At 56.7% G+C, this 23,596-nt stretch carries 20 protein-coding genes; 6 read left to right on the top strand and 14 right to left on the bottom strand.

Features of this window, described 5'->3' with window-relative positions; translation table 11 throughout:
* Positions 1 to 194: 194 nt before the first annotated feature.
* Positions 195 to 2,903: a magnesium-translocating P-type ATPase gene (mgtA, locus tag JGF26_RS17380; RefSeq protein WP_134708452.1), complete on the bottom strand. Its 2,709-nt coding sequence runs from the start codon at positions 2,901 to 2,903 to the stop codon at positions 195 to 197.
* 388 nt (positions 2,904 to 3,291) lie between these two features.
* On the opposite strand from mgtA, the gene treR reads away from it, so the two are divergent.
* The 5 genes from treR to nrdG all read left to right on the top strand — a co-directional run bounded on the left by treR (position 3,292) and on the right by nrdG (position 10,596).
* Positions 3,292 to 4,239, top strand: a complete 948-nt coding sequence (gene treR, locus JGF26_RS17375; protein ID WP_028016499.1) for a trehalose operon repressor TreR — start codon at positions 3,292 to 3,294, stop codon at positions 4,237 to 4,239.
* Between the two features lie 128 nt (positions 4,240 to 4,367).
* Positions 4,368 to 5,786, top strand: coding sequence for a PTS trehalose transporter subunit IIBC (treB, locus tag JGF26_RS17370; protein ID WP_049005214.1), 1,419 nt, complete (start codon positions 4,368 to 4,370; stop codon positions 5,784 to 5,786).
* 51 nt (positions 5,787 to 5,837) lie between these two features.
* Complete coding sequence (treC, locus tag JGF26_RS17365) at positions 5,838 to 7,481, top strand: alpha,alpha-phosphotrehalase (protein ID WP_028016497.1); 1,644 nt, start codon at positions 5,838 to 5,840, stop codon at positions 7,479 to 7,481.
* Positions 7,482 to 7,852: 371 nt separating this feature from the next.
* Positions 7,853 to 9,991: an anaerobic ribonucleoside-triphosphate reductase gene (gene nrdD, locus JGF26_RS17360; protein WP_028016496.1), complete on the top strand. Its 2,139-nt coding sequence runs from the start codon at positions 7,853 to 7,855 to the stop codon at positions 9,989 to 9,991.
* Between the two features lie 140 nt (positions 9,992 to 10,131).
* Positions 10,132 to 10,596 carry an anaerobic ribonucleoside-triphosphate reductase-activating protein gene (gene nrdG, locus JGF26_RS17355; protein WP_134708450.1) on the top strand — a complete coding sequence of 155 codons (465 nt, stop codon included), beginning with the start codon at positions 10,132 to 10,134 and terminating at the stop codon, positions 10,594 to 10,596.
* A 32-nt stretch (positions 10,597 to 10,628) separates the two neighbouring features.
* Here nrdG and JGF26_RS17350 read toward each other — a convergent pair whose 3' ends face one another.
* The 12 genes from JGF26_RS17350 to pmbA form a co-directional block, all read right to left on the bottom strand.
* Complete coding sequence (locus JGF26_RS17350) at positions 10,629 to 12,539, bottom strand: PRD domain-containing protein (protein ID WP_134708449.1); 1,911 nt, start codon at positions 12,537 to 12,539, stop codon at positions 10,629 to 10,631.
* Between the two features lie 19 nt (positions 12,540 to 12,558).
* A complete protein-coding gene (locus JGF26_RS17345; protein WP_134708448.1) occupies positions 12,559 to 13,695 on the bottom strand; it encodes a lactonase family protein in 1,137 nt (378 codons plus the stop codon).
* A 54-nt stretch (positions 13,696 to 13,749) separates the two neighbouring features.
* Positions 13,750 to 14,490 carry a KDGP aldolase family protein gene (locus tag JGF26_RS17340; protein WP_028016490.1) on the bottom strand — a complete coding sequence of 247 codons (741 nt, stop codon included), beginning with the start codon at positions 14,488 to 14,490 and terminating at the stop codon, positions 13,750 to 13,752.
* Positions 14,487 to 15,605: a DgaE family pyridoxal phosphate-dependent ammonia lyase gene (locus JGF26_RS17335; protein WP_134708447.1), complete on the bottom strand. Its 1,119-nt coding sequence runs from the start codon at positions 15,603 to 15,605 to the stop codon at positions 14,487 to 14,489. The genes JGF26_RS17340 and JGF26_RS17335 overlap by 4 nt, the downstream gene beginning before the upstream one ends.
* Positions 15,589 to 16,722 (bottom strand): amidohydrolase/deacetylase family metallohydrolase, encoded by a 1,134-nt coding sequence (locus JGF26_RS17330; protein WP_129324123.1) that lies wholly within the window; start codon positions 16,720 to 16,722, stop codon positions 15,589 to 15,591. The genes JGF26_RS17335 and JGF26_RS17330 overlap by 17 nt, the downstream gene beginning before the upstream one ends.
* A gap of 42 nt (positions 16,723 to 16,764) precedes the next feature.
* Positions 16,765 to 17,406 carry a DUF4310 family protein gene (locus JGF26_RS17325; RefSeq protein WP_015572508.1) on the bottom strand — a complete coding sequence of 214 codons (642 nt, stop codon included), beginning with the start codon at positions 17,404 to 17,406 and terminating at the stop codon, positions 16,765 to 16,767.
* Positions 17,407 to 17,419: 13 nt separating this feature from the next.
* Positions 17,420 to 18,196: a DUF4311 domain-containing protein gene (locus tag JGF26_RS17320; RefSeq protein WP_006810337.1), complete on the bottom strand. Its 777-nt coding sequence runs from the start codon at positions 18,194 to 18,196 to the stop codon at positions 17,420 to 17,422.
* 22 nt (positions 18,197 to 18,218) lie between these two features.
* Positions 18,219 to 18,518: a DUF4312 family protein gene (locus tag JGF26_RS17315; RefSeq protein ID WP_008501409.1), complete on the bottom strand. Its 300-nt coding sequence runs from the start codon at positions 18,516 to 18,518 to the stop codon at positions 18,219 to 18,221.
* Between the two features lie 2 nt (positions 18,519 to 18,520).
* Complete coding sequence (locus JGF26_RS17310) at positions 18,521 to 18,883, bottom strand: SFCGS family glycine-rich protein (RefSeq protein WP_023293430.1); 363 nt, start codon at positions 18,881 to 18,883, stop codon at positions 18,521 to 18,523.
* Between the two features lie 10 nt (positions 18,884 to 18,893).
* Entirely contained in the window at positions 18,894 to 19,232 is a 339-nt protein-coding gene (locus JGF26_RS17305; protein ID WP_028016486.1) for a glycine dehydrogenase, read from the bottom strand.
* Between the two features lie 320 nt (positions 19,233 to 19,552).
* The gene (gene cybC / locus JGF26_RS17300) at positions 19,553 to 19,939 is read right to left on the bottom strand and encodes a cytochrome b562 (protein WP_134708446.1); all 387 of its coding nucleotides are present in this window, start codon (positions 19,937 to 19,939) and stop codon (positions 19,553 to 19,555) included.
* A 41-nt stretch (positions 19,940 to 19,980) separates the two neighbouring features.
* Positions 19,981 to 21,333 carry a metalloprotease PmbA gene (gene pmbA, locus JGF26_RS17295; RefSeq protein ID WP_032666755.1) on the bottom strand — a complete coding sequence of 451 codons (1,353 nt, stop codon included), beginning with the start codon at positions 21,331 to 21,333 and terminating at the stop codon, positions 19,981 to 19,983.
* A gap of 95 nt (positions 21,334 to 21,428) precedes the next feature.
* On the opposite strand from pmbA, the gene yjgA reads away from it, so the two are divergent.
* Entirely contained in the window at positions 21,429 to 21,980 is a 552-nt protein-coding gene (gene yjgA / locus JGF26_RS17290) for a ribosome biogenesis factor YjgA (RefSeq protein ID WP_008501414.1), read from the top strand.
* Positions 21,981 to 22,052: 72 nt separating this feature from the next.
* On the opposite strand, the gene mpl is transcribed toward yjgA, so the two are convergent.
* Positions 22,053 to 23,426 carry a UDP-N-acetylmuramate:L-alanyl-gamma-D-glutamyl-meso-diaminopimelate ligase gene (gene mpl, locus JGF26_RS17285; protein WP_028016483.1) on the bottom strand — a complete coding sequence of 458 codons (1,374 nt, stop codon included), beginning with the start codon at positions 23,424 to 23,426 and terminating at the stop codon, positions 22,053 to 22,055.
* Between the last annotated feature and the right edge of the window lie 170 nt (positions 23,427 to 23,596).

Here is a 23,596-nt window from a genome sequence, read left to right as displayed (position 1 = left end):
TCCTTATCTGACGGGCCAAATAAAGGCAAAACATTCTGTTAACATGCGCTCAATTTGTCGTCAAGCGAATGCGCCGACGGAGATCACAGGTTGTTGAATTTGAGAGGAAAGCCAGCTGCCGGGTGGCGGCTTCGCCTTACCCGGCCTACGTTCGGATCGTAGGCCCGGTAAGCGCAGTGCCACCGGGCTTGCCGTTACTGCCATCCATACCGACGGCTGTAGAATCCTTTCACCATCTGCGTCAGTACCATGTAACCCGCAAGGATCGCCACCAGCCATGGGAAGTAGCTCAGCGGCAGCGCCTGCAGCTGCAGGTAGCTCGCCAGCGGCGAGAACGGCAGCGCGATCCCAAGCGCCATCACAATCCCCGTCATCACAATCAGCGGCCACGCGGCACGGCTCTGGATGAACGGAATGCGGCGCGTGCGGATCATATGCACAATCAGCGTCTGCGACAGCAGCCCCACCACAAACCAGCCAGACTGGAACAGCGTCTGGTGTTCCGGCGTGTTGGCATGGAACACAAACCACATCAGGCAGAAGGTCAGGATGTCAAAGATGGAGCTGATCGGGCCAAAGAACAACATAAAGCGCCCCAGATCGGCCGGGTTCCAGCGCTGTGGCTTCTGGATCTGTTCATCGTCCACGTTATCAAACGGGATCGCCACCTGAGACACATCGTACATCAGGTTTTGGATCAGCAGATGCAGCGGCAACATTGGCAGGAACGGCAAAAATGCACTCGCCACCAGCACGCTGAAGACGTTTCCGAAGTTGGAGCTGGCGGTCATTTTGATGTACTTGAGCATATTCGCAAAAGTACGACGCCCTTCGATAACCCCTTCCTCCAGCACCATCAGGCTCTTTTCCAGCAGAATGATGTCGGCCGCTTCACGGGCAATATCCACCGCACCATCCACGGAGATGCCAATATCCGCTGCTCGCAGGGCGGGTGCATCGTTGATGCCATCGCCCATAAAGCCTACCACGTGACCTTCACGACGCAGCAGGGTGACAATACGTTCTTTGTGCATCGGCGTCAGGCGGGCAAACAGCGTGGTGTGCTGCGCCAGTTTTGCCAGTTCGTCGTCGGAGAGATGCTCAATATCGCTCCCCACCACCACATCACCCGCGTCCAGCCCCACTTCGTGGCACACTTTCGCCGCCACCAGTTCGCTGTCCCCGGTGAGGATTTTCACGGTAATCCCGCTCGCCTTCAGCGCTTTCAGCGCCGGTGCGGTGGTCTCTTTCGGCGGATCGAGGAAGGCGATGTAGCCCTCGAGGATCAGATCGGATTCGTCAATACGCTGATAATCCCCCTCGCGGGCTGGCAGGAACTTGCTCGCTACCGCCACCACGCGCAGCCCCTGGCGGTTCAGGTTGTCGGTGACGCGCTTGATGCGGCGCAGCATGGTGTCGTCCAGCGGCACGATGTCACCGTTATAGCGCACCTGCGTTGACACATTCAGGATCTCCTGCAGCGCGCCTTTGCAGATCAGCTGATGGACATCCGCCTGCTCGCTCACCACCACCGACATACGGCGGCGCTCGAAGTCGAACGGGATCTCATCCACCTTCTGCCAGCGGCCAGAGAGCGTGCGGGCAGACTCTTCATCCACCCCTTCCAGCACCGCGACGTCGAGCAGGTTTTTCAGCCCGGTCTGGTAGTGGCTGTTCAGCCACGCGCTGTGCAGGACACGCTCGCTGGTTTTACCGGAGATATCGGTGTGGTTCTCCAGCACGATTTTGTCCTGCGTCAGGGTGCCGGTTTTATCGGTGCAGAGAATGTCCATCGCGCCAAAGTTTTGAATGGCGTCGAGGTGTTTAACGATCACTTTCTGTTTAGAGAGCTTCACCGCCCCACGCGCCAGCGTAGAGGTCACAATCATCGGCAGCATTTCCGGCGTTAAGCCGACGGCCACGGAGAGCGCAAACAGCGCCGCTTCCCACCAGTCGCCTTTGGTATAGCCGTTGATCAGCAGTACGATCGGCGTCATCACCATCATAAAGCGGATCAGCAGCATGCTGACGCGACCAATCCCTTTCTGGAAGGCATTGGGTTCACTCTCCTGCTCGCTGACGCGCCCGGCAAGCTGACCAAACCAGGTGTTGCCCCCGGTAGCAGTGACAATCGCCTGCGCGGTGCCGCTCACCACCGTGGTGCCCATAAAGCACAGGGTATCGCACTCGAGCGGGTTCATCTGCTGCGGGTCACGGCTGCGCGCCACCTTTTCTACAGGCAGGGATTCCCCGGTCAGGGAGGCCTGCGCGACGAACAGATCGCGTGCCTGGATGATGCGTAAATCCGCCGGGATCATATCCCCTGCGGCAAGCTTCACCAGATCGCCCGGCACCAGCTGGTCGATGGGCAGTTCCACCCAGGCGTTTTCGCCGAGATCGTTAATCACGCGCGAGACTGTCGCGGTGTTACTGACCATCGCCTTCAGGGCATCCGCCGCTTTGGTGGAACGGGCTTCCTGAATAAAGTTCAGCAGCGTGGAGATCCCCACCATCAGGGCAATCACGCCTGCGGCAAACAGATCTTCCGTGGCATAAGAGATGATGCCGAGCACGGTCAGCAGCAGGTTGAAGGGGTTGCGGTAGCAGAGCCACAGATGCACCCACCACGGAGACGGTTTTTGCGCCGGGATCTGGTTATCGCCATGCAAGGCGCGGATTTTTTCCACTTCGGCCGCATTCAGCCCTTCCGGGTGTCCGCCAAAGGCGCGCCAGACTTCGTTTTCATCCATTGCTGCCACATTCAGGCAGCGCTCGGTCAGAGAAGCGGGGATCGCCGCGCCAGCCATGTTTTTGGCATTGGGCAGCGGGTCGCGCTGAACCAGGCGATGTGGCAGGTGGCGGCTTAACAGGGCCTGTAGTTGCCGGGTAATATTTTTCAACATAGTCATTCCTCCACATCCGCAAACGCGGACGCAGCATTTCCTTCAGGCGTGGCAAGGCCGTACCTGGCAGGCACTTAATTTTTTAAGCAGGAACGTTTATGACGTTGCTGCCTCACGCCGGTGAGACAGCAAAAGGCTGGCTTACCGGAAAGAACGTCTTCTCCCGTTCAGGAGAGGTGTGGGATCGGGATCCATGAAGCCTCCGGTAAGTAAAAAACAGGGTGTCGCCGCGCAGTATAAGGATTTAAGCGTACCCTTTGTGATGATTCGGGCGGTATTATACCCCCCTGCAAATAAACCGAACGTAAACCAGACTTTGCCCATAGCGAAATTGTGCTCAGTCATTAGGCTCAATTAACCACTTTGTTGTTGTTACAGGGAATACAGCATGCAGAACCGCCTTACGATTAAAGACATCGCGCGTTTAAGCGGCGTGGGGAAATCCACCGTGTCGCGCGTGCTGAACAACGAAAGTGGCGTCAGCGAGCGCACTCGCGAGCGCGTTGAGGCGGTGATGAATCAGCACGGTTTTTCCCCTTCCCGCTCTGCGCGTGCCATGCGGGGACAGAGTGACAAGGTGGTGGCCATTATTGTTTCGCGTCTGGATTCACTGTCGGAAAACCTCGCCGTTCAGACCATGCTGCCCGCCTTCTATGAACAAGGCTACGATCCGATCATGATGGAGAGCCAGTTCTCTCCCCAACTGGTTGAAGAGCATCTGGGGATGCTTCAGCGACGCAACATTGACGGCGTGGTGCTGTTTGGTTTTACCGGCATTCAGGAAGAGATACTGAAACCCTGGCAACCTTCGCTGGTGCTGTTGGCGCGCGATGCCAACGGTTTTGCCTCCGTTTGTTATGACGACGAAGGCGCGATTATCACCCTGATGCAGCGACTATTCGATAAAGGTCATCGCCACATTAGTTTCCTCGGCGTGCCGCACGCGGACGTCACTACCGGCAAGCGTCGCCACGAAGCCTACCTGGCATTTTGCAAAAAGCACAACCTCTCTGCCGTGGCCTCCCTGCCGGGGCTGGGGATGAAGCAGGGCTACGAGCAGGTCGCCAGCGTCCTGACGCCGCAGACCACCGCGCTGGTGTGTGCCACGGATACCCTGGCGCTGGGTGCGAGCAAATATTTGCAGGAACAGGGCATCGACGATCTGCAGGTCGCGAGCGTCGGCAGCACGCCGCTGATGAAGTTTCTGCACCCGGAAATTATTACAGTCGACCCGGGCTACGCCGAGTCCGGCAGACAGGCCGCCACACAGCTGATCGAGCAGATCAACGGGCGAACTGAGCCGCGCCAGATCGTTATTCCTGCCCACCTCTCTTAACCCCCGCTCAACGGTTTATTGTGATCTTCGCCCGATTTCGGGAACGTTCCCATTTTCGCCGTCACGCTGAAGGAGTAGGCTTGCGCTCAGGTCATTACACCCCTAACCATCTGTCATGAGGTTTCATGATGAGTAAAGTCAAACAAGCAGATATCGATCGGCTGATCGTCCTGGTCGGCGGGCGCGAAAACATCGCAACCGTCAGCCATTGCATTACCCGCCTGCGTTTCGTGCTGAACGATCCGGCCAAGGCCAACCCGAAAGCCATTGAAGAACTCTCCATGGTTAAAGGCTGCTTCACCAACGCCGGTCAGTTCCAGGTCGTTATAGGTACCGAAGTGGGCGATTACTATCAGGCTCTGCTGGCGACTACCGGGCACTCCTCTGCCGATAAAGAGCAGGCAAAGAAAGCCGCGCGCCAGAACATGAAGTGGCACGAGCAGCTGATTTCCCACTTCGCGGAAATCTTCTTCCCGCTGCTGCCAGCGCTGATCAGCGGGGGCTTAATTTTAGGCTTCCGTAACGTCATCGGTGATGTGCCGATGAGCGACGGCAAAACCCTGGCGCAGATGTACCCGGCGCTGAAAACCGTTTACGACTTCCTGTGGCTGATTGGCGAAGCGATCTTCTTCTACCTGCCGGTCGGGATCTGCTGGTCCGCAGTGCGCAAAATGGGCGGCACGCCGATTCTCGGTATCGTGCTGGGCGTCACGCTGGTCTCTCCACAGTTAATGAACGCTTACTTACTTGGTCAGCAGGTGCCGGAAGTGTGGAACTTTGGTCTGTTTACCATCGCTAAAGTGGGCTATCAGGCGCAGGTCATTCCGGCGTTGCTGGCAGGTCTGGCGCTGGGATTCATTGAGACTCGCTTAAAACGCATCGTCCCGGATTACCTTTATCTGGTGGTGGTTCCGGTTTGCTCACTGATTATTGCCGTATTCCTGGCGCATGCCTTTATCGGTCCGTTTGGCCGCATGATCGGCGACGGCGTGGCCTTCGCGGTTCGTCACCTGATGACCGGCAGCTTCGCGCCGATTGGTGCCGCGCTGTTTGGCTTCCTGTACGCCCCGCTGGTGATCACCGGCGTGCACCAGACCACCCTGGCCATTGATATGCAGATGATTCAGAGCCTTGGCGGTACGCCGGTCTGGCCGATTATCGCCCTGTCTAACATCGCACAGGCGTCTGCGGTAACCGGCATTATTCTGGTCAGCCGTAAACATAACGAGCGTGAAATCTCCGTTCCGGCTGCCATCTCCGCCTACCTCGGCGTGACCGAGCCGGCGATGTACGGTATCAACCTGAAATACCGTTTCCCGATGCTCTGCGCGATGATCGGTTCCGGTCTGGCAGGGCTGGTGTGCGGTCTGAACGGCGTAATGGCGAACGGTATCGGTGTTGGCGGTCTGCCGGGCATTCTCTCCATCCAGCCCGCTTTCTGGCAGGTGTTTGCCCTGGCGATGGCCATCGCGATTATCGTCCCAATGGCGCTCACCACCGTGGTTTACCAGCGTAAGTTCCGTCAGGGCTCGCTGCAGATTGTTTAACTTTATCTTTCGGGGCGCAGTTGCGCCCCTTCGCATTTGCAGGAACGCATTATGAATACCCTTCCTCACTGGTGGCAGAACGGCGTCATCTATCAGATCTATCCAAAGAGTTTCCAGGACACCACTGGCAGCGGCACCGGTGATTTACGCGGCGTGACGCAGCGTCTGGACTACCTGAAAACCCTCGGTATCGACGCCATCTGGCTGACACCGTTTTATATCTCCCCGCAGGTGGATAACGGCTACGACGTGGCGAATTACACCGCCATCGATCCCGCCTACGGCACTCTGGATGATTTTGATGAACTGGTCGCCAGGGCGCATGAGCGCGGCATTCGCATCGTGCTGGATATGGTGTTTAACCATACATCAACGCAGCATGCCTGGTTCCGCGAATCACTGAATAAAGAGAGTCCGTACCGCCAGTTTTATATCTGGCGCGACGGCACGCCGGAGCAGCTTCCCAACAACTGGCGCTCCAAGTTTGGCGGCAACGCCTGGCGCTGGCACGCCGAGAGCGAACAGTACTACCTGCACCTCTTTGCTCCGGAGCAGGCGGATCTCAACTGGGAAAACCCTGAAGTGCGCGCCGAGCTGAAAAAGGTGTGCGAATTCTGGGCCGATCGCGGCGTGGACGGCTTACGTCTCGACGTGATTAACCTGATCTCAAAAGATCAGGATTTCCCGAATGACGAGGCAGGCGATGGCCGCCGTTTCTACACAGACGGGCCGCGCATTCACGAATATCTGCGGGAGATGAGCCGCGACGTCTTTACGCCGCGCAATCTGATGACGGTGGGCGAGATGTCCTCGACCTCGCTGGAAAACTGCCAGCAGTACGCCTCTCTTGATGGCAGTGAATTGTCGATGACCTTTAACTTCCACCACCTGAAGGTGGATTATCCCGGCGGCGAAAAGTGGACGAAGGCGAAACCGGACTTCGTGGCGCTAAAAACCCTCTTCCGCCACTGGCAGCAGGGCATGCACAACAAAGCCTGGAACGCGCTGTTCTGGTGTAACCACGACCAGCCGCGCATCGTGTCGCGCTTTGGTGACGAAGGCGAATACCGCGTTCAGGCTGCGAAGATGCTCGGCATGGTGCTGCACGGCATGCAAGGTACGCCGTATATCTATCAGGGTGAAGAACTTGGCATGACCAACCCGCACTTCAGCCGCATCACCGATTACCGTGACGTGGAAAGCCTGAACATGTTCGCCGAACTGCGGGCCAGCGAGCGCGATCCGGACGAATTACTGGCGATTCTGGCGAGTAAATCCCGCGATAACGGCCGCACGCCAATGCAGTGGGACGCTTCGCACAATGCGGGCTTCACCGAGGGTGAGCCGTGGATTGGCGTTTGCGACAACTATGAGACGGTAAACGCCCGCGCCGCGCTGGACGACCCGGATTCGGTGTTTTACACCTATCAGTCGTTGATTAGCCTGCGTAAAACCCTGCCGGTACTGACGTGGGGGGATTATGAGGATCTCCTGCCAGAACATCCTTCTCTGTGGTGCTACCGTCGTCAGTGGCAGGGAAAGACGCTGATTGTGGTGGCGAACCTCAGCGGCGAGAGCCAGACATGGCAGAATGACGCCCTCAGTGGCGAATGGCAGCCAGTAATGAGCAACTATGCCGCGCCACAAACCACCAGCCTACGTCCGTTTGAAGCCGTCTGGTGGCTGCAACCGTAATGCGACGCCGGGCACAATACCGTGCCCGGCTTATTTACTGTTTTTGTTGAATAATTAATCAGATTTTTCCTGCCCGTATTTACAATCGCTGAAGCGCCCGTCGTTTGTACTCTCGTCTTTTTACTTTGTTCTGAATCAAATAAAACGCAAACATGTTTGATGCAAATCACTATATGTAGCACTTAAAATGCACGCCGACCCTACATATTGTATTTATCGTCTACTATTCCAACAACAAGACGGCGACTCAGCTCTCCGGAATTGTGGATAACAAATGTCGGGAACGAGGGAAGTCACTCACCTGGCTGACAATACAGCCTCTGAATACTTCTCCACCTCTGTGGATAACCTGTTTTTAAAATGGAGTGATCATGACACCGCATGTGATGAAACGTGATGGCTGTAAAGTGCCGTTTAAATCAGAGCGCATCCAGGAAGCCATTCTGCGTGCAGCTAAAGCAGCGGGAGTCGATGACGCAGATTACTGCGCCACCGTCGCAGAAGTCGTTAGCAGCCAGATGAATGAACGCAACCAGGTGGATATCAACGAGATCCAGACCGCGGTTGAGAACCAGCTGATGGCGGGTCCTTACAAGCAGTTAGCCCGTGCCTATATTGAATACCGTCACGATCGTGACGTTGAGCGTGAGAAGCGCGGCCGTCTGAACCAGGAGATCCGTGGCCTGGTAGAGCAGACCAACTCCGCCCTACTGAATGAAAACGCCAACAAAGACAGTAAAGTGATCCCGACCCAGCGCGACCTGCTGGCCGGTATCGTCGCTAAACACTATGCCCGCCAGCACCTGCTGCCGCGCGACGTGGTGTCGGCGCACGAGCGCGGTGAGATCCACTATCACGATCTCGACTACTCGCCATTCTTCCCGATGTTCAACTGCATGCTGATCGACCTGAAGGGCATGCTGACCCACGGTTTTAAAATGGGTAACGCCGAGATTGAACCGCCAAAATCAATCTCCACGGCCACGGCGGTCACGGCGCAGATTATCGCCCAGGTCGCCAGCCATATTTATGGTGGCACCACCATTAACCGCATTGATGAAGTGCTGGCCCCGTTCGTGACGGCAAGCTTCAACAAGCATCGTAAAACGGCCGAAGAGTGGCAGATCCCGGACGCGGACGGCTACGCCCATTCCCGCACCGAGAAAGAGTGCTACGACGCCTTCCAGTCGCTGGAATATGAGGTGAACACGCTGCACACCGCCAACGGCCAGACACCGTTTGTGACCTTCGGTTTTGGCCTGGGCACCAGCTGGGAATCGCGCCTGATTCAGCAGTCGATCCTGCGCAACCGTATTTCCGGCCTCGGCAAAAACCGCAAAACCGCCGTGTTCCCGAAACTGGTGTTCGCCATCCGCGACGGTCTCAACCATAAGTTTGGCGATCCGAACTACGACATCAAACAGCTGGCGCTGGAGTGCGCGAGCAAACGTATGTATCCGGACATCCTGAACTACGATCAGGTCGTTAAAGTCACCGGTTCGTTTAAAACGCCTATGGGCTGCCGCAGCTTCCTCGGCGTCTACGAAGATGAAAACGGCGAGCAGATCCACGACGGGCGCAACAACCTCGGCGTCATCAGCCTGAACCTGCCGCGCATCGCGCTGGAAGCCAAAGGCAATGAGGCCGAGTTCTGGAAATTGCTGGACGAGCGCCTGCAGCTGGCGCGCAAAGCGTTGATGACCCGCATTGCGCGTCTGGAAGGGGTCAAAGCCCGCGTGGCGCCAATCCTCTACATGGAAGGGGCCTGCGGCGTGCGTCTGAAAGCGGACGATGACGTGTCTGAGATCTTCAAAAATGGTCGTGCGTCGATTTCGCTGGGCTATATCGGTATTCACGAGACCATCAACGCATTGGCTGGCGGCACGCATATGTATGACAGCGAAGCCCTGCGTGAGAAAGGCATCGCCATCGTTCAGCGCCTGCGCGACGCCGTTGATCAGTGGAAAGAGGAAACCGGCTACGGCTTCAGCCTGTACAGTACGCCGAGCGAAAACCTCTGCGACCGTTTCTGCCGTCTGGACACCGCCGAGTTCGGGATTGTGGAAGGGGTAACCGACAAAGGTTACTACACCAACAGCTTCCACCTCGACGTGGAGAAGAAGGTGAACCCGTACGACAAAATCGACTTTGAAGCGGCGTACCCGCCGATCGCCAGCGGCGGCTTCATCTGCTATGGCGAGTACCCAAACATTCAGCATAACCTGAAAGCGCTGGAAGACGTGTGGGATTACAGCTATCAGCACGTGCCGTATTACGGGACCAACACGCCAATCGACGAGTGTTACGAGTGCGGATTTACCGGTGAGTTTGAGTGCACCAGCAAAGGTTTCACCTGCCCGAAATGCGGCAACCACGATGCGGCTCGCGTCTCTGTGACCCGCCGCGTGTGCGGCTATCTCGGCAGCCCGGATGCGCGTCCGTTCAACGCCGGCAAGCAGGAAGAGGTGAAGCGCCGCGTGAAGCATTTGGGGAATGGGCAGATCGGGTAAGTTCTTCGCCGGGTTTTCCCCCTCACCCTACCCCTCTCCCTCAAGGGAGAGGGAACCGATCGAGCACATTGCAAGCCTGACGCCGGTTTTCTCCCTCTCCCTGTGGGAGAGGGCCGGGGTGAGGGCATCAGGTTAACGCTATGAATTATCATCAATATTATCCCGTCGACATCGTCAACGGTCCCGGCACCCGCTGCACCCTGTTCGTCTCAGGCTGCGTCCACGAATGCCCCGGCTGCTACAACAAAAGCACCTGGCGTTTAAATACTGGTATGCCGTTCACCGCAGAGATGGAAGACCGGATCATTAACGATCTCAACGACACGCGCATCAAACGTCAGGGGATTTCACTTTCCGGTGGCGACCCGCTCCACCCGCAAAACGTGCCGGAAATCCTGAAGCTGGTTAAACGCATTCGCCGCGAATGTACGGGAAAAGATATCTGGGTCTGGACAGGCTACAAGCTGGATGAGCTGAACGCGCAGCAAATGGAAGTGGTGGATCTGATTAACGTGCTGGTCGACGGCAAATTCGTGCAAGATTTAAAAGACCCGGCGCTGATCTGGCGCGGCAGCAGCAATCAGGTTGTGCATCATCTGCGTTGAAGAAAGGCGGATGTTATCCGTCCGCCCTTACATCAAAACCGGCTCAAACTCTCCATCGCCACTGCCTTAAACTCAGCAAAATCTCCGCAGCTACAGAGCCGCGACATCGCCCGTTCACGCAGGAAGGTGACGAAGATATCGTAAATCGCCATCGCCTCTTCGTATTCGCTTTTGCTGATAGCGAGCAGGAAGATGACGTGTGCGGTTTCGTCGCCCCACGGGACGCCGTGCGGGGCGAGCACGGTATAGACTACCGTTTTCTGCGCCAGCAGGCCGAGTGAGTGCGGCAGCGCAATGCCATCGCCGAGCATGGTGCTGACAATGGCTTCACGCTCGACGACGGAATCCAGGAACTCCGCGCCAACAAACCCCTCGCTTTCAAGCTGTTCGCACAGCTCACGGAACAGCGTTTGCTGATCAACGGGCGTGTCGATAATGCGGAAATGGGCTGCATCGAAGTATTTATCCAGCATCCACGGGCGGGTGCGGTCCACCAGCACCAGCTTGCCGATCTGTTCTAACTGATAATCGGTCGGGAATGGGGCGATCATCACCACCGGTTTCGACTTTTCACTGACGCGGGCGGTGGCGATCACAAAGTCTTCGCTAATCATTTCCGCCAGCTCGTACTCGCGCAGAGTGAGCGTGCGCGTCACCTCAATCTGCGGGTATTTGCGCTGAAGCACCGCCTCAATCATACGCACCATCGCATTCCCGGCGTCACACACCAGCAGCACCCGCGGCTGTCGCTGGTAGCCAATGTTGTAGTGGCGTTCCAGCCCAACGCCAATATGTAATACCAGAAAACCAATCTCGTTTTCGCTGATCACATACGGTGTGTATTTACCCCAGCTCGATACCGCCGCGAGGGTCATATCCCATGCCATCGGGTAGTGCTGCTTGATGTTTTCCAGCAGCGGATTGGGGATCATGATTTGGTACCGCACCCGGGTGATCATGGTTTTAATGTGCGTGAGCAAGTCCGCGTGCAGTTGCTCGTCACTGAGCAGGTTGTAGTTATAGTGGGTGTTGATGTAACGCAGGATGTAGTTGACCAGCGCTTCGTCGTCGTCAGCGTTGATTGCGCTGGGTGCTATCTCCTGGATCTGCCGCGCGGCAATGTGTACGCAAAGCCAGCTCTCTTCCGACGGCGAAAGCGTTTTGCCCGCCAGATGCTGAATGGACACTGCGATATCTTTCGCGGCTTCACGCACGTTCTCTTCCACATCTTCGGCATGGAATTCCGGCAGTGGATAGCCTTCGCTGATACGACGTACCGATACCGCACAGTACAGGCGCAGGAACAACTCACCTTCGTCGGTCAGGCGGATATGGTGGCGTGTTAGCGCATCGTGCAGTACAGGCACCATCTGTTCTGCCACACCCGCATTGAGCGCCACGTCGGTCACCAACGGGTTCAGACTGTCCTGCTGTGCCAGCTCCCAGAGCAAGTCCGTCAGGCAGGCACGGGTCGACATCTCGCTGCCAAACAGCTTCATACCATGGCGCGGTCGGGTTTCCAGCGTCAGATTATAACGGTGGAACCACTCGCGCACTTCCGCCATGTCGCTTTGCAGCGTGGCGCGGCTGACGAACCACTCGTCAGCCAGATCCTCAAGTTTGAGAGAAAATGCCGAGGTAAGAAAACGCACCACCAGATAATGCACGCGCTCCATCCCGGTTCGGGGAATACGCAGCGCGCGCGGGTGGGAGGCCTGCAATTGCTGATAACGCTCGGCGTCATCAATTTTAAGCTGATAACCATTCCCCCGGCTCAGAATAAACTGCGCGCCGTGGCTCGCCAGCAGCGCGTTCAGGGCCGTGATATCAGCGCGGACGGTTCGCGTGGAAACCGACAGCCGCTGCGCCAGTTCATCCTGCGGCAGCGTCTCGTTTTGCAACAGATCGAAAAGTTGCGCTAAACGTTGATTCGGAAATCGCACGTCGTTGTCCTCTTACGGCTTAGGGTGAAATGACCATCTGAGATGGGCTACCGACCGGCGTATAGTCTGGCTCAAAGCTGAGCTTGCCGTCCTGCGCCACGCGGAAACGGGTAATGTTATCGCTGCGTTGATTCATGACGTACAGCCAACGCCCCTGTTTATCGAGCGTCAGGGTGCGCGGGTAGTCGCCACGGGTCCAGACATCATCCTGATGCGTCAGCGTGCCTTCCGCTGTTACGGTAAAGTGCCCGATGCTGTTATGCAAACGGTTAGCCACATACAGTTGCTTACCATCCGCACTTAACGCCAGACCAGCAGCAAAACTGGTGCCTTTGTAACCTTTCGGCAGGGCGGAGAGCGTTTTGCCCTCTTTCAGGATGCCGTTTGCATCCACAGTATAGTGAGTCAGCGTAGACGCCTCTTCGTTAATCAACCACAGAGCATCGCCTTTTGGCGTAGAGACAAAGTGGCGCGGCCCGGCCCCTTTCGAGGAGGCGTTGATAAACGGTGGATCGTTAGGCGTCAGCTTTTCGCTTCGATCGTCAAAGCGATACTGATAGATGCGATCCAGCCCCAGATCGGTTGAAAACACGTATTTTCCGCTCGGATCGGCGGCGATCATGTGTGCATGAGGCCCGTTATGATCGCTGATAGCGAAACTGCCCTCCGCAGCGGCTTCCGGCTTCGCCGCACCCGGTTCGCCCTGATCCTGATGTTTGTCCGTGGCATCACCCAGGCTGCCATCGGCTTTGACCGGCAGAACGGCAATCGTTCCGCTGACGTAGTTGGCCACCAGCAGATGGCGACCATTTGGCGTCAGCGAAAGGTAAACCGGCCCTGCACCACCGGAAGCCACCTGATTGAGCTCACTCAGCTCACCGTTATCCCCCACCCGCAGCGCCTGCACCACGCCCTGCTCTACTTCACTCGCCAGATAGAGCGTTTTGCCATCATGCGAGACGGTAAGCTGTGAAGCATTCGGCAACGTGCTGACCAGCGTTTTATCCGCAAGCGCACCGCTTTGCGGATCGACGGTAAAACGGTACAGCCCTTCACCGTTAGGATTATAGGTTCCGACCCAGGCGTAATGAGTCTGGGCAACAGCGGAAGTAGCAAGCAGAGAGAGTGAAGCAACAAGCAGGTTACGGGTGTGCATGGTGGCTCCTGATCATTATCCCCTCTCCCGGTGGGAGAGGGTTAGGGTGAGGGACTACTTAACTAACTTTTTCGTCATCGCAAGCAACGTGCGCACATCTTCCGGACGCGTATCGCCGCTGGCTTTGTCGATAATCGAGCTGTAGATATGCGGAATGATTTTGCTCACGCCCGCGTCCAGGGCGATCTGCAGGATCTCTTCGTAATTTTCCAGATCGATACCGCCGGTTGGCTCCAGCCAGAAGTCGTGACGCGCGCAGGCTTCCGCCACCGCTTTGTACTCATCACGGCATTTCAGGCCACCCATCGGGAAATATTTAATGGAGCTACCGCCAAAATCTTTCAGCAGAGCAATTGCCGTTTCCACCGGAACGATACCGTCCGGTGCCGCGCTGCTCAGCGGACCGGTAGAGATTTTCACCATGCCGACGGTTCCGGTTGGAGAAACCAGACCGTTGACCACGGAGTCGTTTTGTCCCAACAGCGCGCGGCTGGTTGCTACGCCGGTAAAGACCTGGTTCACGTGCTGCGGCTGCACCTGGCGGGAAATTTCACTCACCATCGCCGACTGGTTCGGATCGCCCGCCCCCAGGCCAACGGACAGCGCGTTATCAATAAGCTGAGCGTATTCACGCATATCCGCAACGGCGCTTGCCACATCCGGGTAATTTTTGGAGAGCACGCCCACCAGCACATGACCTTCTGCCGCTTCGTAAATGGCGCTGGCATTGGCTTTAGAGCCCGCCAGCACGTTCAGGCAGACGCGATCACGGTAAAAGTTGGGGGTCAGTTTCATGCGTTTTTCTCCTGTCCTAATACTTCGCTTATGCGGCGGTAAACAATGTTTAGCTGGTCAGCATTCACGCTGCGCACGTCCGCTTCGATAATCCCTTCGTTGGCCTTGTAGCCACGGAAGTAAATGGCGTAGTCACCCTGCTTGAGTTTCGCTACCAAATCCCCGGTGCCGACGCCGGTTGTCGCTTCATCGAACTTAATTTCGGTGCGGGCGATATCGCGCCCGGCGCTGTCCCAGACCACGCGTGCCGTCACGCCGTTCAGGGTGTTGAGCGCCTCGATAAACGGCGTCATCTTCGCCACCATCTCTTCGCCGCTCTCTTTGGTTGCCGTGAGGTAATGTTCGATGGCGCAGGTCAGGCCCAGAATGCCCTCTTTGCCGACCTTCATCGCACGGCCAATGCCCGCCGTCTGGCGTTTCACCCATTCAACGTACTGGGTTTTGCCGATCACCAGACCACTGGTTGGCCCTTCAATCGCCTTCGCGCCGCTGTAAATGACCAGGTCTGCACCGGAACGGTAGTAAACATGCAAATCTTCTTCCGCCGCCGCATCGACAATCAGCGGCAGGCCGTGCTTACGTGCCACAACCGTCGCCTGTTCTACGCTGAGCATGCTTTTCTGCACACAGTGGTGAGATTTGATGTAGAGGATCGCTGCCGTGCGCGGGGTGATTGCCGCCGCCAGCTGATCGGCTGAACATTCATTGGCGTATCCCGCTTCTACCAGCTTGCCGCCGCCCAATGCGACCATGGTGCCTACCGGCGCGCCAAAGTTCACGTTGTGGCCTTTCGGCAGCACGATCTCGTTGTTCTCAATCGGGGTAACGTGCAGGTTTTCCAGCAGCCAGTCGCTGTCTTTTACCAGCACTGCCGCCACGGACTGGGCAATCCCTGCTGACGCGCAGGAAACCACTGTCGCGCCTTCTACTTCCAGCAGTTTCGCGATGTATTCACCGGTTTTGTTGACCAGATCCTTCATCTCGAAATAGTGGTTCATGCCGTCCATCGCCGCCTGCACCACTTCCGGGCGCGGCGTGGAGACACCCAGCGCCGTCATGCGGCCGGAGGTGTTGATGACTTGCTTTAAGTGGTATTTCTCATAAATCGAAGGCATGTTCCGTGCTCCCTTGTTCTGTCATGTAGCCCTTGCCCGCACGAATCGCGGCAAGCGGCACCAAAATGTGTTCAGCCTGCAGGCTGTCGTTTTCGGCATCGGTTAATACCGTTGGCTGACGCTTAATGGTGAACAACGTCAGGTCAGCGTCGAGACCCGCCTGAATGCGGCCTTTACGCGCCAGGCGCAGGCCGTCGGCGGCGTTCGCGGTCACGCAGTCAATCACCTGCGGCAGCGACATGCCGATGGCGAGGAATTTCGACATCACGCTCGCCAGCGACCCTACCGGGCCATTAATGCGGTTACGGCAGTAGATATCCGAGCTGATGGTGTGCGGCAGAATGCCCATTGCGATGGCGCGTTTTGCCACTTCAAAGCTAAAGCTCGCCGTGCCGTGGCCGACGTCCAGCCGCACGCCGCGTTTTAGCGCAGACGTAATGGACGCTCGCAGCTCGCCGGACGGCGTCAGAATGCGGTTGGGTTTGCCGTTGTAGCAGTGGGTAATGATGTCGCCCGAGCTCAGCAGTTCGGCAATTTCGTCGAGGTTCGGCGGGTTGTTGCCAATGTGAACCATCAGCGGCAGGTCGCCGTTCTCTTTCTGAATTTCTTTGGCGCGCTCCAGCGGCGTAATGCCGTTTTCACCCACCACGCTGCTGCTCATACGCGCTTTCAGGCCGACAATGAAATCCGGGTGGCGTTTTACCGCCTGCTTCACGGCATCTGCATCAATATTCGCCATGTTGGCCAGTTCGTTCTGGGCTATCAGCCCCACGCGGGAGATGTTCAGCAGGGCAAAGACGTCGGTTGAGGCTTTGCGGGTGATTTCGTAAAAATCGTCCACGTCATCCGCGCCGGTACTGCCTGCATCCACCACGGAGGTGACGCCAGTAGCAATACCTACGCTGTCTGGTTCGTCGTGATAAATCGGGGAGTTCGGGTAACAGTGAACGTGGGAGTCAATCCAGCCTGCGCTGACGAACACATCGCCGTTCAACTCAACCGTTTTACGGGCAGGGGCAGTAATCTCGCCCAACGCCGCGATTTTCCCGTCCTGAATGGCGATATCGGTCAGGGTATCGTCGGCAAGGCGCGCACGGCGCAGGAGTAAATCAAACATGAGGATCTCCTGATAAGACGGGCGCCGGAGCGCCCGTGGGTATTAAAGGGCGACCGGGAACAGCCAGCCCAAAATCATTGCGCCGAGGATGGCGCCGCCGGTAATCGGTTTCTGCCAGATGTAGAACAGCAGCGCCCCCACCAGTGAACCGACACCGATAGGAATGGAGGCAGTCATGGCGCTGAGGATAATCAACGGCCCGAGGAAGCGGCCGGAGGCGTTACCCGCGCCCATCATCACGTCCGCTCCGTAGGTGGAGTTGCTCTGGTTGATGGTGAACTTGCGCGCCAGGATGATGACGTAGCCAATCGCCAGACCAATCACCAGGCCGGTGATCAGCGCGGCAATAAAGTTGGTCACCGGGAACATGATGCCCGCGCCCAGCAGCAGCGCCGGGACACCGAGGCCCACGCCGGTCTGGATCGCCCCGCCGATATCGAGAATACCGACCAGCGAGCCTTCGATAATACGGGCGAACAGGAAGCTCGCACCGAATGCCGCCACCGCGCCGTACACGCCGGTATCAATCCCCGCTTTCAGCATCGCCACGAAGGCCACTTCGTTGAACGCGCCAATGCCGTAGAGGTAGTACATGTGCGTCCCGGCGAACACGCCGGAGGAGAGCAGGCCAACGAAGATCGGGAACGACCAGTCGGCATACCAAAAACCTTTATTCTGTTCCATGTAGAGGCTCCTGTTATTTACCGCTGAGCGAGTTGTGGATCATATCGAGCCAGTTCGGCACGGTCAGATGGAAGGATTCGATCATCTTCATGTCGAAGCCGCGGAAGAAGCCGCTCAGCACGAAGAGCAGCACGATAGCCGCCATCATCACTTTGGTGACGTGGTTCCAGCCGCTCTCTTCGACGCCTTTACCGATCAGGATCCCCAGTACCAGGCCCGGTACGGCGTTCCCCATAATCAGCTGCGCCGCGCCGCCGAAGATGGTGGCCCAGAAACCCGACTTTTTGCCCGCGTCGATGGCCGCCAGCCAGAAGATCACCGGCATCACGGTATTCACCAGCAGGTTTGCCGCCGGTACCAGTACCTTCACGGCGGTGACCTGCAGTGCGGCCGGAACAGACGAGGCAGTCAAGTTAAGGAAGGTGACGACAATCATGCCGATGATGCCGCAGGCAATCGCCATTTTGCGGGGATCATGCAGCGTTTCGCCGACGTTGCGGTTTTTGATCATCAGTGCAGCAGCACCCCAGTTTGGGATGATGCGGTGGTCTACGTCCTGTGTGAAGGCACCTGCGGCCACGGAAGAGGCCCAGGCGTTAAAGAAGAAGCCTAACCCAAAGGAGAAGTGAGAAGCCGGATCCCCTTCGCAGGAGTTCAGTTCCCCCAACGTACGAAACGCGCCCATACCCTGTGTGGTAGGCGCATGAAACATGCGTGCAGCCCCGGCACCCACACCGACACCAACCAGGCCGCCAATGATGAGCGATTTTATTAATATAATTAAGAACATCAGTCTGCCCTTTTATGAATAATCAGCGTTGCGTGACGAAATCCACCCGATCGAGATTGATGGCGGTCACGTTGACGGTCACATCCAGCTCCACGCTGTAGGTGCGTCTTTCCCGGCGCAAAAAGAAGAACAGAAACGCTTCTTTACGCACCGCTTCTTGCGCCTGAACGACCTGCACATCCTGTGGCTCAATACGCAGTAAGATATGCGGTGACGCTTTCATCACCGCGGCCTGAACGTGGTTGAGCGCATCGGCAAAGGCGCGCGCTTTGGCGTCGCCTTTCCCCTTCACTCTCACCGTGGTCGTGAATTGTTCTTTCATGCTTATGCGCCGTATTTCTTCTGCCACGCCTGTACCAGACGCTCGCCCAGCTCTTCTTTATCCATAAAGCCAAAGCCCAGCACGTTGCAGCCTTCGTTGATAGCGGTCACGCCCTCTTCCACTGAACGCATACCGTATTTGGCCTTGTAGCCATATTTGGTTTGTGCAGTAATGGCACCCGCGCCGCCGCTGCCGCAGAAGGAGATGCCGAAGGTGGCGTTTTCCGCTTTCATGACGTCGCCCAGCTTCATGTCTGCCGCCATACCCGGTACGACAACCGCGCGTCCACCGGCTTTTTCCACACCTGCAGCCACTTTCTGACCTTTACCCAGGCGATCGCCAATCACGACTGTAATCTGTTCCATGTATTGCTCCTTAAAGGTTGTCTTTTGCGACTTCAAAGTGAACGGAGAGCAGCCAGGCTTCTTCATCAGGAAGATTGCCAAACTGCGCGACCACTTCACGGGCGAGCCGCATTGAATCCGGTGAAATTTCGTCAAACAGTTCCGCTTCAACCTCCGGCAGCGGCTCGCCGGTCACCGACCGGTGCGCCATTGCGCGAACGTGGGAGGTCAGCATCTGTTCCTGTACTGCGTTGGGGATGATGTTGTGCCGGGCCAGCAGGTCATAAACCTGCTGCAGCATGGTGTTAGCGAGCTGCTCTGTTTGCTTCGCCTGATCCCCAACGTCGTTCATTACCGCTCCGTTAATCACTCGTCTTACCCCGTTAATGGCTCTGGAATAAAACTAACGTTGGGTGGGAAATGTTTGTAGCGAGTTGTTTTCCACTTCGAAGTGGAAAGGCGAGCAGCAGCAGTGATCTGTGCCACATAAATGCGGTGAATAATGACAATTCGCTGGATTTACGTGATGAATATCACGCAATCCATTGGCAAAACGGCAGGGAAGAAAACGAAAACATCTGGCAAGGGAGTCGCAGAAATGTGACAGCGATAGGGTTTACTTATTACGACGCATAAAAAAAGCGAGGGCATTTCGCCCTCGCCTTGCTGTTGTGTCAGATGCAGTCTCTGTTAGCGGTATTTTTGGTGGTAGGTATTGCGGGTGGTCACGAACTGCTCGGCCACCGCCTTCGCCTCTTTCACTTTACCTTCGTTCGCCAGCTTCAGCGCACCGTCAATCTGGCCGACCAGGATATCAAAACCGTGGCGGTAATCTTTCATTTCCGCGCTGTCTGCCGCTTTGCTTTCCAGCTTCGGCGGTGTCGCTTTCTGGGCGTCCAGCGCCGCTTCACGCATTTTGGTCAGTGCGTCTTTCATTTCCGCCGCATTGTCGGTTTTCTGCACCACCTTCAGGTTTTGACCGAGGGTGCCCATGTCTTCTTCAAGATCGGCAGCAAACGCAGAAGAGCCAATAACCAGCGTTGAAGCCGCGACGATCGCTAACAGATGTTTACGCATTGCTCACTTCCTTTTTTATTATTAAAACGCCTTTACGGGTATTACTGGCCGGCGATTTTCATTTCCGGCAGAAGTACAGAACCACACTGTATATTGCTACGTGTTTCAATATCGTTACCGACCGTAACAATATTGCGCCACATATCTTTCAGGTTTCCGGCGATGGTAATTTCGCTTACCGGATACTGGATTTCGCCGTTTTCCACCCAGAAGCCCGCCGCACCGCGAGAATAATCCCCGGTAATACCACTTACGCCCTGGCCCATCAGTTCGGTCACCACCAGACCGGTGCCCATCTCTTTGAGCATTTGCGCAAAGTTGAGGCCCTGTCCGGCGATACGCCAGTTATGGATACCACCCGCGTGACCGGTGCTTTTCAGCCCCAGCTTGCGCGCGGAGTAATTGGTCAACAGCCACTGGGTCAGCACGCCGTCTTTGACGATGTCGCGACGTTCCGTGCGCACGCCTTCGCTGTCGAACGGTGTGGAGGCCAGTCCTTTCAGCAGATGCGGGTGTTCTTCGATGGTCAGCCATTCCGGCAGGATCTGCTTGCCCAGTGAGTCGAGCAGGAAGGTTGATTTACGGTACACAGAGCCACCGGCAATGGCCCCGACCAGGTGACCAAACAGGCCGGTCGCCACTTCATTGGCAAAAATCACCGGGGCTTTCATGGTGGAGAGTTTGCGCGGTGACAGGCGTGACAGCGTGCGTTCGGCACACTCTTTACCCACCCACTCCGGAGACTGCAAATCACCGAGCGCACGGCCAATGGTGTAGGCGTAGTCACGCTCCATATCACCGTTCTCTTCGGCGATGACGCAACTGGAGAGTGAATGACGGGTTGAGCAGTAGCCCTGCAACATGCCGTGGCTGTTGCCGAACACTTTGATACCGTAGTGGCTGTTGAAGCTGCCGCCTTCGGTATTGGTGATGCGTTTATCCGCCTGCAAAGAAGCCTGTTCGGCACGCGCCGCCAGCTCGATCGCCTCGTCCGGGGTAACTTCTGCCGGGTGGAAAAGATCGAGATCCGGGGCGTCAAACGCCAGCAGATCTTTATCGGCCACGCCTGCGTAAGGATCCGGGGAGGTATAACGGGCGATATCCAGCGCCGCCTGCACCGTACGAGCAATCGCATCCGGGCTGAGATCGGTCGATGACGCGCTGCCTTTGCGATTCTGGTGGTACACCGTGATGCCAAGCGCGCCATCACTGTTGAATTCTACATTCTCCACTTCGCCATAGCGGGTGCTCACGCTAATGCCGGTGGTTTTGCTGACCGCCACTTCGGCGCCATCTGATTTACCTGAAGCGAGCGTCAGCGCGGTGGAGACGGCTTCTTCCAGAATCTTACGCTGCGCTTCAACTTGTGAGGTTACTTTCATCGCAAATGCCATACTGTAAGAGAGAGTTAACTGAAGTCTAACAGAGAACCGTTTTTCAGTGCGCGTCTTAACTGGTAACATTAGCCTCTTTTTTTAAGGAGCCTGACATGACTAAGCAGCCCGAAGACTGGCTCGACGACGTTCCCGGTGATGACATCGAAGACGAAGATGATGAAATCATCTGGGTCAGTAAAAGTGAAATTAAACGTGACGCCGAAGAGTTAAAACAGCTTGGCGCAGAAATGGTAGAACTGGGTAAAAACGCGCTGGATAAGATCCCGCTCGACCAGGATCTGCGTGATGCCATTGAACTGGCACAGAAAATCAAAAAAGAAGGCCGTCGTCGCCAGCTTCAGCTTATCGGTAAAATGCTGCGTCAGCGCGACGTTGATCCGATCCGCCAGGCGCTGGACAAGCTGAAAAACCGCCATAACCAGCAGGTTGCACTGTTCCATAAGCTGGAGCAGATCCGCGATCGTCTGATTGAACAGGGTGATGACGCGGTACCGGAAGTCTTAAATCTGTGGCCAGACGCCGATCGCCAGCAGTTGCGTTCATTGATCCGCAACGCGAAGAAAGAGAAAGAAGGGAATAAGCCGCCGAAGTCTGCGCGCCTGATTTTCCAGTATCTGCGCGAGCTGTCAGAGAACGAAGAGTAATCCCCTCTCCCCATAGGGGCGAGGGAGAAAAGAATGCAGGCCCGGTAAGCGCTAGCGCCACCGGGCTCTTTTTTACTCTGCGGCCTCGGCTTTCTTCGCCAGACCATCAAGCAGCTTCTGGTGGATGCCACCAAAACCGCCGTTGCTCATCACCAGAATGTGGTCGCCAGGCTGAGCGGCTTTCACCACCATATCCGCGAGCGCATCCACATCCGCACTCCAGTGTGCAGGCTGAATACAGGCATCAGCCACTTCCGCCACCTGCCACGGAATATGCTGCGGCTGCAGCAGGAAGACTTCATCGGCGCGGCCTAACGACGGCGCGAGATCGTCTTTGCAGATGCCCATTTTCATGGTGTTTGAGCGCGGCTCCAGCACCGCCAGAATACGGGCTGTGCCGCCGACCTTGCCACGCAGGGCGGCAAGCGTTGCCAGAATGGCCGTTGGGTGGTGTGCGAAATCGTCATACACCGTGACGCCATTGGCTTCACCACGCAGTTCCAGACGACGACGGGCGTTGATAAACGAACCCAGAGCATTGGCCGCATCCGCAGGCAGAACACCCACATGGCGTGCAGCAGCAATCGCCATCAGGCCGTTGTGCATGTTGTGCTCGCCCACCAGGCCCCACTTCACCTCACCCACTTTTTCCCCGTCGAGCAGGACTTCCCACTCGGAGGCATCGGCGTTGAGTTTTTTCGCCTGCCAGTGGCCCTGCTCGCCCACCAGCTCCTGTTCGCTCCAGCAGCCCATCGCCATGGTCTGCTTCAGGTTGATGTCGTTTTCCGGCAGGATGATGCGTCCCTGGCCCGGAACGATGCGCACCAGGTGGTGGAACTGTTTCTGAATCGCTTTAAGATCGTCAAAAATATCCGCATGGTCGAACTCAAGGTTGTTGAGGATCAGCGTGCGCGGGCAGTAGTGAACAAACTTGGAACGCTTGTCGAAGAACGCGCAGTCATATTCGTCGGCCTCGATCACAAAGAACGGGCTGTCACCCAGGCGCGCAGAAACATCGAAATTACCCGGCACACCGCCAATCACGAAGCCCGGCTTGTAGCCACAGGCTTCAAGGATCCAGGTCGCCATACCGGCGGTCGTGGTTTTGCCGTGCGTTCCGGCAACAGCAACCACCCAGCGGTCACGCAGGACGAAATCATGCAGCCATTGTGGGCCGGACATGAACGGAATATTGCGTTCCAGCACCGCCTCAACACACGGGTTCCCACGCGTCATGGCGTTACCAATGATCACCAGATCCGGTTCAGGATCCAGCTGGCTGGCATCGTAGCCCTGAATCAAAGAGATGCCCTGTTTCTCCAGAAGTGTGCTCATTGGCGGATACACATTGGCGTCCGAACCTGTCACTTCATGGCCCAGCGAGCGCGCCAGCATTGCCAGTCCGCCCATGAAAGTGCCACAAATCCCCAATATATGAATGCGCATACGTCACTATCCCTCTTCAATGTGGCGCACATTTTACTCACATGTTAGCGGCTGTGAAATGCATTTCAGGTAAATCCGTATACTGCTGGCGCGATTCACCACTGCGCTACTATTTGAATATTTGTTAAGATTGTTGGGCTTTAGTCGTTTTAGTGAACATACAATCGCTC

The sequence above is a fragment of the Enterobacter sp. E1 genome, assembly GCF_016809815.1.
Classification (GTDB): domain Bacteria; phylum Pseudomonadota; class Gammaproteobacteria; order Enterobacterales; family Enterobacteriaceae; genus Enterobacter; species Enterobacter adelaidei.
This window is presented reverse-complemented; position numbering and strand designations above follow the sequence as displayed.

Excerpts from the sequence above, each read along its gene's own strand:
- mgtA (WP_134708452.1), bottom strand. The coding sequence starts at position 2,903 with ATGTTGAAAAATATTACCCGGCAACTACAGGCCCTGTTAAGCCGCCAC.
- treR (WP_028016499.1), top strand. The coding sequence starts at position 3,292 with ATGCAGAACCGCCTTACGATTAAAGACATCGCGCGTTTAAGCGGCGTG.
- treB (WP_049005214.1), top strand. The coding sequence starts at position 4,368 with ATGAGTAAAGTCAAACAAGCAGATATCGATCGGCTGATCGTCCTGGTC.
- treC (WP_028016497.1), top strand. The coding sequence starts at position 5,838 with ATGAATACCCTTCCTCACTGGTGGCAGAACGGCGTCATCTATCAGATC.
- nrdD (WP_028016496.1), top strand. The coding sequence starts at position 7,853 with ATGACACCGCATGTGATGAAACGTGATGGCTGTAAAGTGCCGTTTAAA.
- nrdG (WP_134708450.1), top strand. The coding sequence starts at position 10,132 with ATGAATTATCATCAATATTATCCCGTCGACATCGTCAACGGTCCCGGC.
- JGF26_RS17345 (WP_134708448.1), bottom strand. The coding sequence starts at position 13,695 with ATGCACACCCGTAACCTGCTTGTTGCTTCACTCTCTCTGCTTGCTACT.
- JGF26_RS17340 (WP_028016490.1), bottom strand. The coding sequence starts at position 14,490 with ATGAAACTGACCCCCAACTTTTACCGTGATCGCGTCTGCCTGAACGTG.
- JGF26_RS17335 (WP_134708447.1), bottom strand. The coding sequence starts at position 15,605 with ATGCCTTCGATTTATGAGAAATACCACTTAAAGCAAGTCATCAACACC.
- JGF26_RS17330 (WP_129324123.1), bottom strand. The coding sequence starts at position 16,722 with ATGTTTGATTTACTCCTGCGCCGTGCGCGCCTTGCCGACGATACCCTG.
- JGF26_RS17325 (WP_015572508.1), bottom strand. The coding sequence starts at position 17,406 with ATGGAACAGAATAAAGGTTTTTGGTATGCCGACTGGTCGTTCCCGATC.
- JGF26_RS17320 (WP_006810337.1), bottom strand. The coding sequence starts at position 18,196 with ATGTTCTTAATTATATTAATAAAATCGCTCATCATTGGCGGCCTGGTT.
- JGF26_RS17315 (WP_008501409.1), bottom strand. The coding sequence starts at position 18,518 with ATGAAAGAACAATTCACGACCACGGTGAGAGTGAAGGGGAAAGGCGAC.
- JGF26_RS17310 (WP_023293430.1), bottom strand. The coding sequence starts at position 18,883 with ATGGAACAGATTACAGTCGTGATTGGCGATCGCCTGGGTAAAGGTCAG.
- cybC (WP_134708446.1), bottom strand. The coding sequence starts at position 19,939 with ATGCGTAAACATCTGTTAGCGATCGTCGCGGCTTCAACGCTGGTTATT.
- pmbA (WP_032666755.1), bottom strand. The coding sequence starts at position 21,333 with ATGGCATTTGCGATGAAAGTAACCTCACAAGTTGAAGCGCAGCGTAAG.
- yjgA (WP_008501414.1), top strand. The coding sequence starts at position 21,429 with ATGACTAAGCAGCCCGAAGACTGGCTCGACGACGTTCCCGGTGATGAC.
- mpl (WP_028016483.1), bottom strand. The coding sequence starts at position 23,426 with ATGCGCATTCATATATTGGGGATTTGTGGCACTTTCATGGGCGGACTG.